Genomic DNA, 18,971 nt, shown 5'->3' on the forward strand with positions numbered 1-18,971 from the left:
ACGTGATGAATTAACGGTATTGGACTTGGATGCAGTCCCGTGATAGCATAAAATCACAAAAAGATATAGAAAAAGTGAGCATAAGGGGGAGCTTTTATATGAAGATTACAGACGTCCGTACAGAGCGGTACCGTTGGCCAAAAGAAAAACCAATTGCCAATGGAAAGCATATTTACACCCATAATGAGCTGAATCTGCTGATTATTGATACCGATGAAGGAATTACGGGATACGGATGCAGTTGGGCGATTGAATTTGCGGAGAGTATGGGCCAGGCAATTATAGGAGAAGATCCGCTGAACAATGAACGGATCTGGCCGAAAATCTATGTGCCGAAATTTATAGGGAGAAGAGGTACCAGCTGTAAAACGGTTTCTGCCATTGATATTGCACTGTGGGATATCAAGGCCAAGGCGGCGAAAATGCCGTTATACAAACTGCTTGGAGGTTATCGGGACCGGATTCCCTGCTACATAGCGGGAGGCTATTACGCAAAGGACAAAGGGATTAAAGAGCTTCAGGAAGAGATGGAGGAATATAAAAGCTGGGGCATTAACGCCATGAAAATGAAGGTAGGAGCGTTGTCCCTAAAAGAAGATGCCAAGCGGGTAAGAGCCGCTCGCCAGGCGGTTGGGGACGATACAAAACTGATGCTGGATGCCAACTGCAGCTACCGCTTTTTTGAAGCTGTTGAATTTTCAAAAATGGTGGAAGAATATCATCCATATTGGTTTGAGGAACCGGTGGATGCGGATGATTATGACGGATACCGGAAGGTGGCGGCCAAAAGCAATATTCCGATTGCGGCGGGAGAAAATGAGATAACCCGTTTTGGTTTCCGGGACTTAATTAATACCCAGTCCATCAGCATTTTAAATCCGGATGCCGCATGTTTGGGAGGCGTGACAGAATACTTAAAGATCGCTGGTTATGCGGATGCCAATGGGATAGTGATGAGCCCGCATGGACAGCAGCAGCTTCATATCCATTTGGACTGTGCGGTTCCTAATGCGATAATTGCTGAGTTTTACCCGCCCCAATATGATGAAAAAGTTTATGAAGCATTTCAGAATCCGGTCACATTTAATGCGGACGGTACGGTAAGCCCAAGCCAGGCTCCCGGAGCAGGGCTGGACATCAACCGTGAACTTATGGAACCCTACCGGGTCAAATAGGAGGTTTTTATGAAAATAACGGATGTTAAGATATTGCGTGCAAACAGAAGCGTGTTTTGTAAAATTTATACGGACGAAGGAATTGTTGGATTGGGGGAGAGCGGTGCCTGGGGTTTTTTAGAGGCGTCGGCCAGCGCGATTGGGACGATGAAGGAATATCTGCTGGGCAAAAATCCGTTGGATATTGAACATCACTGGCAGTATTTGTACCGGTTTTCTCATTTTCGGGGCGCGGCTGTCATGGGAGCGATGTCTGCCATCGATATTGCGCTGTGGGATATTTCCGGTAAGTTCTATCATGTGCCGGTCTACAGACTTTTGGGCGGAAAATGCAGGGACAGAGTCCGGGTATACAACCATACATCAGGGCGTACCGAGGAGGAACTGATAGAAAATGCCGTGAAGGGTGCAGAAGAAGGATATACGGCTTTGGGACATTTAAATCCGTATCTGGATGAGCCGCGTACAAGTGCCTATGGGGACGGTAATTCTGCAATGCTCTATAAGGCGGAACGGCGAATTAGAAAGATAAGAGAAGCGGTAGGTGAAGAAATAGATCTGTGTCTGGAACTGCACCGCCGCTTGGAACCGGGCCTGGCAGTGCAGTTAAGCGCCCGTTTAGAACCGTATAACCCCATGTTTTTAGAAGATCCCATCCGCCCGGATAACTTCGATTCTATGGGATTGCTGGCAAAAAAATGCCGTATTCCCATTGCTACAGGGGAGCGGATTCATACGGTTCACGAGTTTGAAATGCTTTTAGCCCGGGAAGCCTGCAGCTATATCCGGGTATCGCTCGGTGTCTGCGGTGGATTTTCCGGAGCGAAAAAGATTGCTGCAGTGGCCGAAGCCCACCATGTCAGCCTGGTGCCTCACAATCCGCTGAGCCCTGTTATGACCAATGCGCTGGTGCATTTCTGCGCATCCACGGATAATGTGGCCATCTGCGAATATCCTGATCCTTATGCGGCATCCACGGCAGATCATTTGACCGGAAGCGGTATAAAACTGCGTCAGTGCGATATGGTGGATCACATTCCGGTGCTGGAACAGGGATATCTTCAGGTTCCGGAAGAAGAAGGTCTTGGAATCGATGTGATTCCGGAATTGGAAGAAAAGTTCCCATTTCGTCCGCACAAAATTATGACGCGTCTGAATATGGACGGTTCCATTTGTGATCAGTGAGAAGAGTGGGGATAAAAGGGGAAAAAACAAAAAGTTAAATGTATGAGGAGGTACAAATGAGTCAGTTAACAATATGTCTTATTATTTTTGCGGTTATGGTGATTGGATTTTGCAGCGGAAAATACAGCTTGGCCACAGTATCTATTGTATCCATGATGGCTCTGATCTTAACGGGCTGTATGGATGCAAAGGAAGGTCTTTCTTATTTTTCCAACAACAATGTGGTGATGATCGGCGGCATGTGTGTGGTAGCGGCCGGTTTTAACAGAACCCAGTTCTGCACCAACGTGGCAAATCAGATTTCCCGGGTAGCAAAAGGGAATTTGAATAAACTGATGTTTGGTTATGTATTGATCGGAATGATTTTAAGCCAATTTATCCAAAGCCCTGTCGTGGCTATGGGAATTGTGGCGCCTATGCTCGTTGCTTCTGCGGAAAACATGGGTATTAAATGCAGCAAGGTCATGTTTCCTATCGGAGTAGCTACGGTTGTAACCTGCTGCACCTTTCCGGTTGGAGCGGGAGCTACCGTTGCAGCGGAACTGAACGGCTATTTGGAAAGCTATGGTTATCTGGAACATATGGTTGGCATATTGGACCCCATGATCGGACGCCTTCCGTTACTGATTATCACTGTAATATATTGTTCTTTTTTTGCTACAAAACTGGCTCCCGATGAGCCGATTCTGCCGCCTTCTGCCAGCGCGAAAAGTGCAGCGGCCAAAGAACCGTTAAAACCGTTCCAGGAATATGCCGGTATCATCATTTTCTTTGCGGATGCCCTTGCGCTCATGCTTGCAAAGCAGATCGGCATGCAGAACTGGGAAATTACTGTGATCGGCGCTTTAGCAATGGTTTTGGCCGGAGTGTTAAAACCGAGGGAAGCCACTGCCTCTATTCCATTCAGCATGTTGTTTTTGATTGTGGGTGCGCTGGCAATGTCGGGAGCTTTGAGCGCTACCGGAGCCGGTGATCTGATTGGCGGCCATATTGCCGGTATGGTAGATGCGGTGGGAGGAAATTCCTACATCGTCGGCTTTATTTTCTTCCTGATTCCTTTTATATTGACCCAGGTTATGCAAAACCGGGGAACTATGCTGATCTTTCATCCCATCGCAATCGCCACCTGTGCGTCAATCGGCGCAAACCCTGTGGGATTGATGATACTGATCCAGGCGGCCTGCCTGTCCGCATTCATGACACCGATGGCAACCGCTGCAATTCCCTATATGATGGAATGCGGAGGATATGATCAGAAATCTATGTTCAAGCAGTCCTGGATCTTTTCAATTATCTGCTGTATTGTGTCGGTAGGATGGATTATGACGGTATTTCCATTGGTATAGATATATTGATGAATGGGACGGGAGGCGGAGGCTGTCTTAATGCCTTTCCTCCCGTCCTCTTTTTTCGGAGTATTTTTAATGATAAAAAACTTTATCACTTACAGGCCTTCAAAATATTCGTATCCCCCCATCGCTTCAGCAGTTCAACTCCGGAAAAACCGCCTGCCAGCAGCGCTTCTGTCTCATGCTTTCGCGTCAGAGGGGTATCATAGTGATAGAAATCGCCGTCAATGATCCCATTTTCCCGTTTCAGTCTTTCCAGTTCTGAAAAATACAGGAGTTCTTCCTCTTCCTTTTCCACAATGTAGTCCGTTAGAATAAAATATCCGTTTTTCTTCAGCGCCCGGTGCAGCTTTTTATAAAGAGGGATTTTTTGCTCTAAGGTAAAATGGTGAAGTGATTCTACCGATACGGCAGCGTCATAGACAGCTTCACCAAAAGGCACGTCAAAATACGAACCATTGATCAGCGTCAGCTGTTTATCCGGGAATTTTGCCTCCAGGGCCTTTAGCATGCCGCAGGCCAGATCGATACCGGTTACTGAGGCAGAAGGATTAATTTTAAAATATTCATCTAATTCAAGCCCTGTCCCGCAGCCCAGATCGAGCAGACGGCAGTCCGGCTTTTGGGGCAGGAGAGACGCCGTGAAAGGGTAAAACTCTTTGGCAGATTCAATGCAGTTGAGCTGGTGGTCTTCATAGATATCCAGCCGTCTGTCAAAAAATGCCCCCATCTTTTCTAAGTCCATATTGATCGGATTCCTTTCTGTGTATTTCATTTACGCATTTCATTTAGATACCTATTACGGCCATTTTAGCAAATATATATAGTTGTTTAAACCTAAACTTTTTTACAGCATGATGAGATATCTCTGATTAGTAAAACAAAATGGATAAATATGATAATTTACGTTATAATGTGTTTAACAAAATAAGCGAGAATTCCCTCACCTCTGCAGGTGGAGGGATGAATCGCCAAAAACAAACTTAACGGCAGTGGCGGGCATATATCCCCCACTGACATGAGGTCAAGGCTATCCGGCACCGGATATAAGGCAGCAAAGCTGCCGTGTCATTTTGAACGATATATGGGCTCAAAATGTGGATTGAAATTTTTAATTTCATAAATATCAGGGAAGAACCGGAATTAAATTCTATTTTCAAATTCAGTCTCTGATATTCAGAAGGAGGCCAATATGAATATTCAAATCAGGGAATGCCGCATGGAAGATGCCGCAGCAATTCAGGAATTAAACCGCACAGAAATGGGATATGATTATCCGCCGGATCAAACAAAAGCGAAATTACAGAACATTTTAACAAACGGTCATGATAAGATCTTTGTTGCAGCAGACCAGGACCGGGTTGTTGGATATATTCATGCCAACGATTACGATGTTATCTATGCGCCCCATATGAAAAATATTATGGGAATAGCCGTGTCCGGAGGTTATAAAAAAATGGGGATTGGAAAAGCGATGATGGCAGCAGTAGAAGCATGGGCGAAAGAAACGGGAGCGTCCGCTGTCCGCCTGGTTTCCGGAGCGGAAAGGACCGGAGCCCATGAATTCTACCGCCGCTGCGGATATGCGGGTGATAAGCAGCAGATCAATTTCAAAAAACATCTCGGCTGAGCCTTTCAAAAAAAGAACCGGTGAAACGCCATGAGCGTTCCGCCGGTTCTTTTTCTATCTATACAGTAGGAGTTAATGTAGCCTGGATTAATCCGTTATTGTCAAGTTTTGAAAGTTCAATAACCTTATCCAGATTCAACCCGGCCGCCTCAGTAAACCGTTCTCCATATTCTGTGTCTGCCAGATAACAATGAACAGCGTGGCGGTATTTAATATTTTCGGTTACAGGAGCGATATCTCCGGCAGTATTTTCAATCAGAATCTGTTTTTTATCCTCTGTCAGCACGCGCCATAAGTCGCCTCCTGCGCGGAAACAGTCATCGGTGGGATCGTCTTTCGGATCATAATGGTACATAGCGCCTTCCAGATCCAGAGGCGGTTCCATAACTTCCGGCTGGGCGGTCCAGGCGCCGTAGCTGTTGGGTGAGTAAGCGGGTGCTCCGCCGTAATTTCCATCCACCCTCATGGCGCCGTCGCGGTGATAATCATTGACCTCCACTTTCGCACGATTAACCGGAATCTGATTATGATTGATACCAAGGCGGTAACGCTGTGCATCTCCATAAGCGAATAACCGGCCCTGGAGGAAACGATCCGGGCTGAAGCCGATGCCGGGAACCACGTGAGCCGGACTGAAAGCGGCCTGCTCCACCTCTGCAAAATAATTTTCCGGATTGCGGTTCAATTCCAGTTCACCCACTTCGATCAGCGGATATTCCGCATGACGCCAGATTTTCGTGATGTCAAATGGATTTTCATAGTGATTCTTAGCCTGTTCTTCTGTCATAATCTGCACATACATAGTCCATTTTGGGAAATCTCCGCGTTCAATGGCGTCGTACAGATCCTTTCCATGATATTCCCGGTCCATTCCATTGATCTTTGCAGCTTCTTCATTGGATAAATTCTTAATTCCCTGCTGTGTTTTCAGATGGAATTTGCACCAAACGCGTTCATTTTTATCATTATAGAAGGAAAATGTGTGTTCGCCAAAGAAATGCATATTGCGGAACGATGCAGGAATACCCCGGTCACTCATCACTACCGTAACCTGATGGAAGCATTCCGGAAGCAGTGTCCAGAAATCCCAGTTGTTTTGTGCGGATCTGCGCCCGGTCCTTGGATCACGTTTAACCGCCCGGTTTAAATCGGAAAAGTTATGTACGTCCCGGATGAAAAAGGTAGGAGTATTGTTGCCAACCAGGTCCCAGTTGCCCTCTTCGGTATAGAATTTCACGGCCACGCCGCGGATATCCCGTTCACAGTCGGCGGCACCCCGTTCTCCTGCAACGGTGGAAAAACGGATAAACAGCTCGGTTTCAGTTCCGGGTTTAAAAACTTTAGCCCTGGTATACTGAGTGATATCGTGGGTAACGGTGAATTTGCCATAGGCGCCCCATCCCTTTGCGTGCATACGCCGTTCCGGAATGACCTCCCGGTTGAAATGAGCCATTTTTTCCATCAGCCATACATCCTGCATCATGACAGGCCCCCGCGGGCCGGCTGTAAGGGCGTTCTCATTATCAGCTACCGGAGCGCCGACCTCATTGGTTAATCTTTTGTGATCATTCATCATAAAACTCCTTTCTTTTTATATATTTATGTGGCAGTAACACTCATTTGTTAATGCGGTTTGGATTCTTGGGAAACCATCCCTTTTCCACCCGCTCGGTCTGCTCCTTCAGTTCACCGATACTCCAAAGCATCGTAAATCCCGTTACGGCTAAGGCCGCGGACAGAATAATCTGATGGACAAACAGCGACAGAATACAGAAAATCAGGCCGCCGATCAAAAATACCGGCCAGATTCGTTCTGTAAAATAGTACTCACATTTGATCACAATCGGATGGAAAATACCGATAATGAGAAATGAAATCGCACCAATGGCAACACCGGACCAAATCACCACAACATTCCCCCTTTCTTCGACTTTTTTACATCAAGGGTGAAGGCATTTTCGAAAATGCCTTCACCCTTGATGTAAATACTGGGCTGAATCTGTCACAAAGCCAGACACATAACCAGCATCCACAAATAAGCACAGGTTTTCGGCAGCATCATCATACCGATCTTAGGATTCTTATTGGAAAACAGCACCACCGGAAGATAACATGCAAAACTTAAAAGAATAGCAAACCACATCATCCCCATTCCCGGCATCCCTTCTCTCCGTATAAAAAACATCCCCGCTGTCACCAAACCCAGCAGAAAAAATGGAATATTACGCCCAATTCCCCAACTGGTCGGCGGATACCGTTCCGTCCACCGGTTCTGTGGCATCAGACAGAGCAAAATTCTGACAGCAGCCAGAAAATACACCAGATAAGACCAGAATTGTTCATCCATCCCGCCGGAAAATGAAAGACCAATCTGCCACAGCATCAAATAAAAAACTGTCATAGTAATCGACGTAATCTGCTTTCCGCGTCCTAAAGCAGTCCGCATCCCTTCCTCTGCCTGTGTAAAAATCACTGCAATCCGGGGTATTAAATGAAATGCATCTCCACAGGCCAATACGAGAGCCATAATACCTGCCAAGAAACGCATTCCGCCGTTCTCATCGGTAAGAATAAGCACAAGTCCTAAACACAACGCTGCAGCAAGATAAAATATATCAAATACAGCTTCAAAAATTCCAAAAACCCGTTTCATAATCCGGCTCCCTTCCGGTAGTATATTGCCTTGAACCTTCTATAAAGGCAGACAATGGCTTAACCATAATAAATAAAAAATTAACAATAATAAAAACAATAATTATTACTGATATTATACTCCTGGGAAAATGGATTGTCAATAGTAAACAACTTGTGAAAAGAAAAACAAAAGCTGTTTGTGCATTTTGATAATGAAAAATAGATATTAGTCTGGAATATTATATGCATCTTCTTATGAAAAATCTTCCTGATAATTAAGGAGATTTTCATAGAGGGATATTTTTTTGATAATTAGGTGTATCTATTTTTCTAATAGACAAAAGAAAGTGTCGAATATTATGATAGAAACAGGTTGTAGAAATACAAGTAGTCTTTATTTATATGAAAAAACTGCATGAAAAAGTTGCAAATTTCAAAAATAAAATAAAAATCAGAACTATTTGTAATATTCAATTGAAAAAGGAGCGACAATTTGATAAAATATAATAAATTATTCGTTTATTTACGAATGTAAACATTATAATAAAACCAAATACTTACCAAAAGGAGAAAAAGATCATGAACGAAGCAAATGAAGATGTTGGACAGAAGTATCCAAATGAGGTTGTTAAAAATATCATTGATAATTACAAAAGCATAGAAGAATCAATAGTTAGTCAACTGGGTTTATATTATGGGTACTCTCAATTAAATACAGGAATTAACAGGGAAGATATCTGGCTAAAACTTTTTCAGATGATCATACCAAAAAAATTTGTAATTGAACACTCCATATTTATAATTGATTCGATGAAGCGCATTTCCAGAGAAGTTGATTTAGCAATTATTGATAATACATATACACCCTATATATTTAAGTATGAGACGCTTAAGTTTGTTCCAATAGAAGCAGTGGCAGCAGTGGTTGAGTGTAAAAGTAGCCGCGTGAGCTTTTCGAACGATAGTAAAGATGACAATGCAAAAGCAACTCTTGATCGTTGGTGTGACAGTATAAAGCAACTCCGGACATCAAGAAACTCAATCGTGAGAATGGCAGCGGGAATAAGTATAGATGGAAAATTAACGAATAGCAGAAATTCCATGATGCCAACTCAAACATCCACGAGACCCATCCGTATTTTTTGTGGATATAAGACAGAGGCAAGTATCGAAAGGCTTAAAGAATTATTTGATTTTGTGCTGATAGCCAAAGAAGATAAGATCCATGTACATTGGGCAATCGACAACCTTCAGGAGTGGTATTTGCAATTAAATCATTATGAAACGAATAGGGAAAAGGAAGCGATCAATGAGTGTATAGATCTTTCCAAATATACGCTGTCTGATTTAAAAATAACAAATGCTGGTGAGGAATGTTCTATCTTGTCATTTAATTTTCAAATAAATCAGTTACTGATGCTGATTAATAATCCTATTATGTTCCCGCATCAAGCTTATGCGGAAATGTTCTGTGAGAATGAGGAGGAGTAGATGGAGGAGAGAAGGTTTACATGTTCGTTAATAACCCCTCTTTTTAGTTATGGAGCTTATCCGAAAAAGATGGAGTTCAGAGCCGCCGAATTGAAAGGGCTTATGCGTTATGTTTACCGAATTACCTGTCCGCAGAATAAAAAGACGCTGTTAAAGAATGAAAACATATTATTTGGAGGAGTGTCAAACAGCGGACAGAAAGACAACGGTAATGGTAACAAAGTGTCATTGCCTTCGGAAGGAGAAAATGGCTGGGCTTCACCTGTCCGTCTCCGCGTGTGGGGAGGCAAAGGCGAAGGCTCTATGCATTTGCTGCTGCATGATAAAAAGAATGGGCTGAATCCTTTTATGGAGTACATGAAAACGGGGAATTTATATATATCACTTAAATGCAGGCCAATAACAGCAGAAAGAGGATATGATTTTTATCCGCAGAAAGCTGATATTGATTGGTATACTGATTTGGCAATGCTTTCTGTGATGCTCTGTGGATTGGGAAGACGCAGCAGAAAAGGCAGGGGGAGTCTGAAAGTTGAAGAATTAAGATTTGTGGATTCTTCGGAAGCTGCAGAGTGGATATGCCGGGTACTTAATCAAACAGCTTGCCTGTGTTCAAACGAAAATGCAGAAAGATTCTATATGCTGTCAAAAGAACAGATTACCCCACTTTTTAACTCAAAAATATTTTTCCGGCCGGTTATACAGAAAATTCAATTTGGCAGAAGCATGAATCAAGAGAAGGTTATGACATATTTAACAGCAATCGATGAATTATGCCATGATAAATTAAAATTTAAAAATCCTGTGGAAGCTGCGGCAACAGGACGGGGGAAACCAAGGCTTGCTTCACCTTTGTGGATCAGCTTTATTAATACGGATGAAGGCGTATGCCCGGTTTATACGTTTGTAAATGCGATTGACAGAAGTAAACAAATTGATGCTGATTGTAAGGTCAGAGATGAATTTGTAGATTTGCTGGAGAAAAGAACGAAAAGGCGGTGAACAGATGAATTATTTATTCCTTTTTACAATCGGACCGGTTCAGCCATTTATTGAAAATTCACGTAAAGCGAGAGATATGTATGGCGGAAGTAAGCTTTTGTCGGAAACGATGGAACTGGCTGTCAGTTGGATCAGCAGGCATAATAATGCAGAGGTCATATTTCCTCAAGTCGGCAGCGCCGGTCCAAGCGATATTCCAAACCGTATGATTGTCCGGTTCCCAGATATAGAGGAAACAATATTAATGGATTTAGCCGATAAACTGACTGTATATGTAAAACACGGTTTTTTGGATAGATGTATAGAGATTTTAAAGTCGGCAGGTATCTCTGGTGATGGTCTTGTTTTGGCAGAAGATCAGCTAAAAGAATACTTAGAAGTGTACTGGTTATATGAAAAGTGTGAAGACGGCTGCTATATTGAAGCATATAAAAAATTGTTTTCAGGGATACAGGCAGTAAAGGGAATTCGGCTGCTTTCACAGACGAAAGAACCTTGGGGGAGAAAATGTATATTGTTTCCTGAATACAGCGCAATTTTTGCAAAAAAGGCGGAACGAAAGAGAGGTATTTCCTACCCCGAACATGTTAATCCAAAGGCCGTTTGGGATTTAACAGCCAATGCTACCGTGCGATATGCGGTAAAAAATAACGAGGCTATGTCAGCACTTGCTCTTGTTAAACGAATGTATAACAGGAGGGAGATAGAGCTATATTCGATCCGCCTAATGCTGCTGAAAAACAAAATTAACGAAGAGGTCTTTCCGGAATTAAAGATTTGTCCGAATGATGAGGTGGCAAATGCCCTCTATGACAGGGCCAACAATAATCTGGAAGCAGATGAATATTCGGATGAAGCTGTCGGAGCTTCTGCTGTTTTATATGAGTACATACAGCAAAATGAAATAAGGCTTAGTTTTTATTATGCTTTGGTTAAGTTTGACGGTGACGATATGGGAACACATTTTTTGTCAAAAGAAGATGAAAATGGGCAGAGAGAATTAAGCGAAAGGATAGGCGATTTTGCAAAACAGGTTCCGCGTATTTTTCGGGAGCATGGAGGACTGCCGGTTTATGCGGGCGGAGAAGATTTTTTTGGGTATTTGCCTGTAAATACGCTATTTGACTGTATAATGGCGATGCGCCAAGTATTTCAATTCAAAATTGAAGGTACATTTTCGGCAGGGATAGCAGTTGCTCATGTCATGCAGCCTCTAAAAGAGGTGGCTGCATTAGCAAATGAGATGGTAAAAAAAGCAAAAACCTTCCAATGGAAAGGTTCTGAGCCTAAAAATGCATTTGCAATCGGCATTATAAAAAGAAGCGGTGAGACTCTGCGCATGCCTCCATATAAGATGGATTGTGCTTGTGGATTGTATTGTATGAAAGATGTAAAGCATTTGATTAATCTTTTAAAAGAATCCGGCTGCTCAAAATCGTTGATTTTTAATATCTGTCATTTGTTTGAGCAGTTTATAAGCGCCAAAGAGATGCCCGGACGGGAATTGGCAGAAATTTTGGTTCGGGAATTATTGACCGCATCCCATTATGAACCTTCTAAAATTAATGAGAATGAGCTGTTAAAGGATATTATGCTTTTTTATTCTGAAAACTACGGTGTACAAGGTTTTATTGATACGTTAAATGGAATTGCTTTTCTGGCAAGAGAGGTGGGAGAATGATTTATTTAATAGAGCCAACAGATAATTTCTTTTTTCGGACGCCTGTACCTTTTGAAGCAGGAGGTGAGACATCTGCTGTCATCAGCAGTTTTCCGCCAATGCCGTCCGTCTATGCAGGCGCATTCCGAATGCTTAATAAAGAAGCTGTGAGACCGAGAATGAGGATCGGAATAAATGGCCTTTGGCTTGAAAATAGTTTCTATTTTCCAAGGCCACTTGATTTGTATCCGTGCAGAAGCCATGAAGATACGTACTTTTTAAAATCGATGAAATTAAAAAAAAGGCCAATGTCAAATTATCCTCTGGATTATATGCCATATATACCTGAAAATAATCTGAAAAAAGAAGAGGGGTGGGAAAACCTGTACCTATCGGAGAAAAGTCTGGCTGAATATTTAAATAATGATTATCTTGAGACAGAGGGATTGAAAATAGATGATAAATATATCAAGGCAGAGCCTAAAATAGGGATAGAGATAGATTCTGAGAGCGGAACTGCAAAAAATAAACAGCTTTACCAATCTGTAAGCATAAGACCTGATCATGGGCTTAAACTTGCTGTCGAAGTGAACTCAGAAGAAATGGTGGATGATCAGGCCATAATAAAGCTTGGCGGAGAAGGTAAGACGGCCAGGCTGAAGAAATCTGACTATCAGCTGGATATTCTTATTCAACCGGATGAATCGAAGTATTTTAAGCTTTATCTGGCTACACCAGCTATTTTTAAAAATGGCTGGCTTCCATCTTGGATTGATGAAACTACAAAATGCGGATGGTTTAAAGATAAAAAACGTAAAATTACAGTCAAATTAATCAGTGCTTGTATAGGCCGAAAGGTTCTATGCGGAGGTTTTGGCTATGATAAATTAGAAAATTGTTACAGACCGAAAGAAATGCGTTATGCAGTACCGGCGGGCAGTGTGTATTATTTTGAAATACTAAACGGCAGCTTCGAGGATGCTTTAAAGTTATTCCATAAGAAATGTATTAGTGAATATAGAGATAACATGGGATTTGACTATAAGATGATTAATAGGACCAGATATTGCGACAGGGGATTTGGATACGCACTTGTCGGTAAACAAATGACAGGAGGAGTTAATAATGTTTGATGCGTCTATGATTATGATGCTTGCTACCTTGACACCTACTCACCCAGGAAGCGGGACTGAGTTAAGTTATGTGGATCTTCCGATTCAAAGGGAGATTCATACCGGTTTCCCCAAAATAGAAGCCTCTACTTTAAAGGGGAGCATTCGGAATGCAATAACCAATAATGACGAAGAAAAAAGGATCAATCAGATATTTGGAGAACCTAATGGCGGGGATTATGCATCGGCAATTTCATTTTCCGATGCTCGTCTGCTGTTTTTTCCTGTTAAGTCTGTGCTGGGAGTTTTTGCCTGGATTACATGCCCGATGGCAATTCAGAGATTTTTTGGAGATTATCAGATGCTCGGTGGAACAGAGATAATTCTGGACCTTAAAGAGCCGGAAGAGGGAAAATCGTTTGTTACCAATTTAGACAGGCTTGTACAGACAGTGAAAGGCCGGTCAAAAATTATGCTGGAGGATTATACGTTTTGTACAGAGACAAATTCGGAGTTTCTGAAGTTCGTTAAGATGTTGGAGCCTTATCTTCCGGACAGTAAACTGGTAAGAGAACGTATTATTAATCATGCGGTGATGCTTAACGACAATGATTTTACCGATTTTGTTAAGCACTCTACAGAAATTAATACCAGAATCAAAATTAATTCGTTAACGGGAACAGCAGCAGATAATGCTCTTTTTACAGAAGAGTTTCTGCCGTCGGATTGTATATTATATAATCTTTTGTTCTTTACTGATACATATATGCCTCAGGATAAGCTGGATCGGGATCAGCGGTTGTCTGCCGATGACGCTAAGAAAGAATTTAAAAGGCTGTTTAAACAAAAAATATTTCAAATTGGCGCTGACAGCACTCTGGGCAAAGGGCTGATTATGAGAAGCTTTTGGGAGTTAGGAGGAAAATAAATGCAGACTAATGTACACAGTCAGATGGCAAAGTATGTATATGAAGAGGTATCGAAACATTCGACGGATGGCAGGGAGCTTCGCAGTCTTGCGAGATCGTTTCCATCAATGCTGCAGGTGAATGGCTTAGGAGCGTCTGTTGCATTTCTTAAATCTAAAGAAAGCAGTCCGGCATATAGGGATATGTATCAGTTTCTAAATAACTGGACAAAAAGTAAATTTGGAGAAGAAGAGGAGGATTTGATGAAGCGGATTACATCTATGAACAGCACCTCATATCGGATTTATACAAATGAAATTATGTCTTTATGTATTTGGATTAAAAGATTTGCGGAAGGGATGATAAAAAAGGATGACTGATAAAAACATTTCTATTGAAATAGAGCTTCCGAGTGATTCATGTGAATTCATTAAAAATGTGGAAAGGAATATTATTGCAGTTAATCCATATTTATCTCATAATCGCTTTTTTCTCTATAAAAAGAAAGAAGTGCCTAATAAGATGCCAATTGAAAGCAGAGAATCCCTTCTATTTAAAGAATTGAGCAATGCGCCTGTTAATGGAGACAAGTTCTGCAGCAATGAGTTGAAAAAGATATTGGATATGGTAAATGAGAGAAATAAAATTATAGCAGAAAGCTTTCCATATAAAAAGTCATATGGATTTAAGCCCTTTGACAAGCTTATTTTGGGGATGGGAGGTATTTCGCCTTACAGCAATATTCTGCTGATGAAATTGCATCATATATATGGCGTACCCTATATTCCTGCGAGCACAATAAAAGGGACTCTGAGAAATTGCTGGATATGGGAAAAATTTGAAGGAGACGAGAAGCAGGCAGAAAATGATCCTGAGTTTCGGGAAATTTTTGGTTCAGCTGCAGAGGGAATGGAGAAGACAGAAGGCAAACTCATCTGTTTTGATACGTTTCCTATGAAATTTATGCTGGGGCTTGATGTTCAGACACCACATTATAAAGCGTATTATGAGGGAAAAACGGAACCTACGGATGATCAGAAACTGTATCCTTTATTCTTTACCTGCCTGTATGATGCAGAATTTGAAATAAATTTTGCTTTTACGGATAAGTCATTTGGAGAAAAGTGTGAAGAAAAGATCGATCATTTAGTAGAGTGCATGTTTACAGATTATGGAATTGGAGCTAAAACTTCATTGGGATACGGAATGGGGGAAGTACAAAAGCAGTGAAGGTTCCGGGAGAAAATATAGATACTTATATTGCACATAAGATAAAAGAAACAAATCAAATACAAACAGTAGATGAGCACTGCGAAGACGCCGCTCAGGCAGCAAAAGAAAAATGTCCTGTTGAGGAATTGGCCGCCCTCTCCTGGCTAGCCGGCTTTTTACATGACCGGGGGAAATACAGCGATCAGTTCCAGGATTATATACGTCAAGCCGTAGATGGAATAAATGAGGTACATAGAGGAGAAGTCAATCACTCTGGCGCAGGAGGCCGTATCATAGAAAGGCTGCTGCCTGGTACTCTTGCGTCAAAGATGATCCAGGCGGCAGTCTATTCCCATCATGGTCTGAGAGACTGTTTATCTCCGGTAAACGGACATCTGCTGTTTGAGCTGCCTTCTGATGATAAGGCAGAAATTAAACAGGCAGTAGAACGTTTTTTCGCCATGCATGACAGCTCAAAATTAGAAGAACAGTGCAGGCTTGCCTATGAATCAGGAAACTCGATAAAAAAGAAAATTTTGGAATTTGAGAAAAGCAGTGATAATGGTCCGGCTTATGACCATCGGGATTTTTTTCTTGGCATGTATGAAAGGATTCTTTTGTCTCTGGTGATCGAAGGCGACCGTACAGACACGGCTTCTTTTATGCAGGGAAGGAAACGTGAACGTATTTTGGCGGATGAGGAAATGAAGGCCATATGGGAAGCGTGTATCGTTAATCTGGAAAACCATATTCGGAAAATGACGGTGTTAAATGATATAGATGCGGCCAGAGCGGCAATTTCAAAACAATGCCTTACAGCCGCGGCTTCTTCTGCCTCCCTTTACCGCCTTACTGTTCCCACCGGAGGGGGAAAGACTTTAAGCAGCCTTCGTTTTTCCCTTCACCATGCGGCGGCATATAAGAAAAAGCATATTATCTATATCGCACCATATAATTCAATCCTTGAACAAAATGCGGAAGATATCAAGGCGGCTCTTGGAAGAGCAGATATTGTTCTGGAACATCACAGCAATGTGATTCAGGAAAATGAGAAAGAGGAGGAACAATATGCTCTTTTGACTGAAAACTGGGAATCGCCGATCATCTGTACCACAGCAGTGCAGTTCCTCAATACATTGTTTTCTTCCGGAACCGGTAATATCCGGCGTATGTACAGTATTTGCAGCAGCGTGATTATATTTGACGAAATTCAGGCGCTGCCCGTAAAAATAACGGAATTATTTAATCAGGCTATTAATTTCTTGACGGTATTTGGTAAATCGACGGTTGTATTGTGTTCAGCTACCCAGCCGCTTCTGGACCGTCTTGAAGTAAAACGCCTTTGTCCCCCGAAAGATATGATTTCCGGTCCATTGACAGAACGTTATGCGGATGTATTTAAACGAACATCGCTGATAGATTGTACGGATCGGGCTGTTTCGGGAATGGATATAAGCAGACTTTGTGATTTTGCGGAAGACATTTTTATAAAAGAACGCCAGGTGTTGATTGTTGTTAATACGAAGGACTGTGCGAGAGCGGTATATGAGGAATTAAAGAAACGAAAAGGGAAGGATTGCATTGTGATCCATCTGAGCACTAATATGTGCGCGGAAAACCGGCGCAGCGTTTTGGCGGGGCTGCGGGAAAAACTGGATGAGAAAAAGGATATCATCTGTGTCAGTACACAGCTGATTGAGGCGGGGGTAAATATTTCATTCAGGTCGGTGATCCGTTCTTTAGCCGGTCTTGATAGTATGATTCAGGCAGCAGGACGCTGCAACCGCCATGGAGAACGCGAAAATGGTAATGTCTACATAGTAAAAATGTCTCCACAGGCGGAGAATATTAAAAGATTGACGGACATCAGAGAAGCGCAGACTGCTTCGGAAGAGGTGTTGTATCAGTATAGGATAAATCCGGAATACATGGGAAACAGCTTGACCTCAATGCGGGCTATGGAACTTTACTATCAGCGGTATTTTTATCAGCGGAGGGAGGAGATGAAATACAATGTAAATGTGGAAGGCGTCGCTGCCGGGGATGATGGAGCGAACCTGGTGAATCTGCTTTCGGTGAACCAGATTGGAAGGAATGAATATCTGAGAAGCCATAACAGACAATTGTCAAATCGCATGATGAATCAGGCATTTAAAACGGCGGGCGATTTGTTTAAGGTAATACCGGAGGATGGAAAAATAGATGTGATCGTGGAATACTATCAGGAGGCAAGAACGTCAATAGACAATCTGAGCAACCCCTACTTGACTGTCACCGAACAAAGAAAATTACTAAGGAAGTTGCAGCGTTATACGGTTGGTATCTCTGAATCAATGAGACGAAAAATTGGCAATGCTATATATCCCGCCTGTGATGGGAAAATACTTGTGCTGAGCCGGGATTATTACAGTCCGGAAACAGGCGTATCAGATACGCCATGCAGCATGTCGGAGATGATATTTTAAAGGAACAAGGAGATGCTGTTAATGTGCAGGTGCGAATGCCAAGTGAACATGAAATATAGGGGGGGGATTCGCACCTGATTTGTTGGAAGATTTTGTGAATAAATGAATAATAGGAAGCGGCGGATTGTGTGATTGGAAGAAATGTTGTATAATTTGTATAAATGAAACTGGAATGAAATAAAAATTATGGTTATATTTGTAGTCGGCTTCCGCGAGGGAGCTGTGGATTGAAATACCTCCTATCCAATTGCCCTGCACACATCACGTATGTCGGCTTCCGCGAGGGAGCTGTGGATTGAAATGTTGTAATAACAATTACATCCTTATATTTTGTAAGTCGGCTTCCGCGAGGGAGCTGTGGATTGAAATGCTATCTGCTCATCTAGTCCACCATACACAACAGTGTCGGCTTCCGCGAGGGAGCTGTGGATTGAAATGTTGAGATCCCACTTTTCCAGATATGCTTCCAACGTCGGCTTCTGCGAAGGAGCTGTGGATTGAAATGCAACTTGAATCGGAACAGGAGATACAGCCAAAAGGTCAGCTTCTGCGAAGGAGCTGTGGATTGAAATGTTCATTTAATAGAGCCATATCTTCCTCCATTCTGTCAGCTTCTGCGAAGGAGCTGTGGATTGAAATTTTTTATCCAGATAGTAGGATTTGGTTCAAAAAGGTCAGCTTCTGCGAAGAAGCTGTGGATTGAAATTAATACGCTGTGGAAATCTCCGCCTGTTGCAATAACGTCAGCTTCTGCGAAGGAGCTGTGGATTGAAATATTCCTTTTCCATATGCGTAATTTACAACATAGTGTCAGCTTCTGCGAAGGAGCTGTGGATTGAAATAAAACATATGCCTGTAAAGTCATTCGCAACATGCGCCAGCTTCTGCTAGTAGGTTATGGATAGAAACGAGACAGAAAAGGAACCAGGTATATTCGCTTCAATGCCATCTCCAACAAAGCGCCCATGAATTAAAATACCTATCAGGAGTGGCCACAATGACCATGGACCTGCCAGCCTCCCCGAAGCCTCGTCCAATTAAAACACACCACACAATACATATAAAATTACATTGCCCAATTATTACCAAATGCATTTCCAGCCTCATCCCCCTGAATGCAGAAACCAGAAAATAAACTTATTGATACA

The 18,971-nt window shown here is 42.4% G+C and carries 16 protein-coding genes and 1 CRISPR repeat array; of the genes, 12 read left to right on the forward strand and 4 right to left on the reverse strand.

What is annotated here, in order from left to right; genetic code table 11:
* Positions 1–98 precede the first annotated feature (98 nt).
* From C0033_RS14770 to C0033_RS14780, 3 genes are read left to right on the forward strand one after another with little or no spacing between them, the layout of a single operon-like run.
* Complete coding sequence (locus C0033_RS14770) at positions 99–1,175, forward strand: mandelate racemase/muconate lactonizing enzyme family protein (protein ID WP_103228646.1); 1,077 nt, start codon at positions 99–101, stop codon at positions 1,173–1,175.
* 9 nt (positions 1,176–1,184) lie between these two features.
* Positions 1,185–2,360 (forward strand): mandelate racemase/muconate lactonizing enzyme family protein, encoded by a 1,176-nt coding sequence (locus C0033_RS14775; RefSeq protein WP_103228647.1) that lies wholly within the window; start codon positions 1,185–1,187, stop codon positions 2,358–2,360.
* Between the two features lie 56 nt (positions 2,361–2,416).
* The gene (locus C0033_RS14780) at positions 2,417–3,706 is read left to right on the forward strand and encodes an SLC13 family permease (protein ID WP_103228648.1); all 1,290 of its coding nucleotides are present in this window, start codon (positions 2,417–2,419) and stop codon (positions 3,704–3,706) included.
* A 94-nt stretch (positions 3,707–3,800) separates the two neighbouring features.
* On the opposite strand, the gene C0033_RS14785 is transcribed toward C0033_RS14780, so the two are convergent.
* Positions 3,801–4,484, reverse strand: coding sequence for a class I SAM-dependent methyltransferase (locus C0033_RS14785; protein WP_242984510.1), 684 nt, complete (start codon positions 4,482–4,484; stop codon positions 3,801–3,803).
* 417 nt (positions 4,485–4,901) lie between these two features.
* Between C0033_RS14785 and C0033_RS14790 the strand changes: the two genes are divergently transcribed.
* Positions 4,902–5,339, forward strand: a complete 438-nt coding sequence (locus C0033_RS14790) for a GNAT family N-acetyltransferase (protein WP_103228649.1) — start codon at positions 4,902–4,904, stop codon at positions 5,337–5,339.
* 58 nt (positions 5,340–5,397) lie between these two features.
* On the opposite strand, the gene C0033_RS14795 is transcribed toward C0033_RS14790, so the two are convergent.
* The 3 genes from C0033_RS14795 to C0033_RS14805 all read right to left on the reverse strand — a co-directional run bounded on the left by C0033_RS14795 (position 5,398) and on the right by C0033_RS14805 (position 7,992).
* A complete protein-coding gene (locus C0033_RS14795) occupies positions 5,398–6,912 on the reverse strand; it encodes a catalase (protein WP_103228650.1) in 1,515 nt (504 codons plus the stop codon).
* Between the two features lie 43 nt (positions 6,913–6,955).
* A complete protein-coding gene (locus C0033_RS14800) occupies positions 6,956–7,246 on the reverse strand; it encodes a DUF4491 family protein (protein WP_103228731.1) in 291 nt (96 codons plus the stop codon).
* 95 nt (positions 7,247–7,341) lie between these two features.
* Positions 7,342–7,992, reverse strand: coding sequence for a hypothetical protein (locus C0033_RS14805; RefSeq protein ID WP_103228651.1), 651 nt, complete (start codon positions 7,990–7,992; stop codon positions 7,342–7,344).
* A gap of 560 nt (positions 7,993–8,552) precedes the next feature.
* Here C0033_RS14805 and C0033_RS14810 point away from each other — a divergent pair.
* From C0033_RS14810 to cas3, 8 genes are read left to right on the forward strand one after another with little or no spacing between them, the layout of a single operon-like run.
* Positions 8,553–9,464, forward strand: a complete 912-nt coding sequence (locus C0033_RS14810) for a DUF6602 domain-containing protein (protein WP_103228652.1) — start codon at positions 8,553–8,555, stop codon at positions 9,462–9,464.
* Positions 9,465–10,466 (forward strand): RAMP superfamily CRISPR-associated protein, encoded by a 1,002-nt coding sequence (locus tag C0033_RS14815; protein ID WP_103228653.1) that lies wholly within the window; start codon positions 9,465–9,467, stop codon positions 10,464–10,466. It abuts the gene before it with no gap.
* A 4-nt stretch (positions 10,467–10,470) separates the two neighbouring features.
* Positions 10,471–12,147 (forward strand): type III-B CRISPR-associated protein Cas10/Cmr2, encoded by a 1,677-nt coding sequence (locus tag C0033_RS14820; RefSeq protein ID WP_103228654.1) that lies wholly within the window; start codon positions 10,471–10,473, stop codon positions 12,145–12,147.
* Positions 12,144–13,259: a type III-B CRISPR module-associated protein Cmr3 gene (gene cmr3 / locus C0033_RS14825; RefSeq protein ID WP_103228655.1), complete on the forward strand. Its 1,116-nt coding sequence runs from the start codon at positions 12,144–12,146 to the stop codon at positions 13,257–13,259. Before C0033_RS14820 ends, cmr3 begins: the two co-directional genes overlap by 4 nt.
* Complete coding sequence (cmr4, locus tag C0033_RS14830) at positions 13,252–14,166, forward strand: type III-B CRISPR module RAMP protein Cmr4 (RefSeq protein WP_103228656.1); 915 nt, start codon at positions 13,252–13,254, stop codon at positions 14,164–14,166. The genes cmr3 and cmr4 overlap by 8 nt, the downstream gene beginning before the upstream one ends.
* The gene (cmr5, locus tag C0033_RS14835; protein ID WP_103228657.1) at positions 14,167–14,526 is read left to right on the forward strand and encodes a type III-B CRISPR module-associated protein Cmr5; all 360 of its coding nucleotides are present in this window, start codon (positions 14,167–14,169) and stop codon (positions 14,524–14,526) included. It begins immediately after the preceding gene.
* Positions 14,519–15,376 carry a type III-B CRISPR module RAMP protein Cmr6 gene (gene cmr6, locus C0033_RS14840; RefSeq protein WP_103228658.1) on the forward strand — a complete coding sequence of 286 codons (858 nt, stop codon included), beginning with the start codon at positions 14,519–14,521 and terminating at the stop codon, positions 15,374–15,376. Before cmr5 ends, cmr6 begins: the two co-directional genes overlap by 8 nt.
* Entirely contained in the window at positions 15,373–17,823 is a 2,451-nt protein-coding gene (gene cas3 / locus C0033_RS14845) for a CRISPR-associated helicase Cas3' (protein ID WP_242984511.1), read from the forward strand. The genes cmr6 and cas3 overlap by 4 nt, the downstream gene beginning before the upstream one ends.
* Before the next feature lie 201 nt (positions 17,824–18,024).
* Positions 18,025–18,732: direct repeats of the CRISPR family, unit length 33 nt; unit sequence GTCAGCTTCTGCGAAGGAGCTGTGGATTGAAAT.
* The last annotated feature ends 239 nt before the right edge of the window (positions 18,733–18,971 follow it).

Source organism: Clostridium sp. chh4-2 (assembly GCF_002899675.1).
In the GTDB taxonomy this organism is placed as follows: domain Bacteria; phylum Bacillota; class Clostridia; order Lachnospirales; family Lachnospiraceae; genus CHH4-2.

Bases quoted from the DNA above. Each gene is read 5' to 3' on its own strand.
- C0033_RS14770 (WP_103228646.1), top strand. From the start codon at position 99: ATGAAGATTACAGACGTCCGTACAGAGCGGTACCGTTGGCCAAAAGAA.
- C0033_RS14775 (WP_103228647.1), top strand. From the start codon at position 1,185: ATGAAAATAACGGATGTTAAGATATTGCGTGCAAACAGAAGCGTGTTT.
- C0033_RS14780 (WP_103228648.1), top strand. From the start codon at position 2,417: ATGAGTCAGTTAACAATATGTCTTATTATTTTTGCGGTTATGGTGATT.
- C0033_RS14785 (WP_242984510.1), bottom strand. From the start codon at position 4,484: ATGAAATACACAGAAAGGAATCCGATCAATATGGACTTAGAAAAGATG.
- C0033_RS14790 (WP_103228649.1), top strand. From the start codon at position 4,902: ATGAATATTCAAATCAGGGAATGCCGCATGGAAGATGCCGCAGCAATT.
- C0033_RS14795 (WP_103228650.1), bottom strand. From the start codon at position 6,912: ATGAATGATCACAAAAGATTAACCAATGAGGTCGGCGCTCCGGTAGCT.
- C0033_RS14805 (WP_103228651.1), bottom strand. From the start codon at position 7,992: ATGAAACGGGTTTTTGGAATTTTTGAAGCTGTATTTGATATATTTTAT.
- C0033_RS14810 (WP_103228652.1), top strand. From the start codon at position 8,553: ATGAACGAAGCAAATGAAGATGTTGGACAGAAGTATCCAAATGAGGTT.
- C0033_RS14815 (WP_103228653.1), top strand. From the start codon at position 9,465: ATGGAGGAGAGAAGGTTTACATGTTCGTTAATAACCCCTCTTTTTAGT.
- C0033_RS14820 (WP_103228654.1), top strand. From the start codon at position 10,471: ATGAATTATTTATTCCTTTTTACAATCGGACCGGTTCAGCCATTTATT.
- cmr3 (WP_103228655.1), top strand. From the start codon at position 12,144: ATGATTTATTTAATAGAGCCAACAGATAATTTCTTTTTTCGGACGCCT.
- cmr4 (WP_103228656.1), top strand. From the start codon at position 13,252: ATGTTTGATGCGTCTATGATTATGATGCTTGCTACCTTGACACCTACT.
- cmr5 (WP_103228657.1), top strand. From the start codon at position 14,167: ATGCAGACTAATGTACACAGTCAGATGGCAAAGTATGTATATGAAGAG.
- cmr6 (WP_103228658.1), top strand. From the start codon at position 14,519: ATGACTGATAAAAACATTTCTATTGAAATAGAGCTTCCGAGTGATTCA.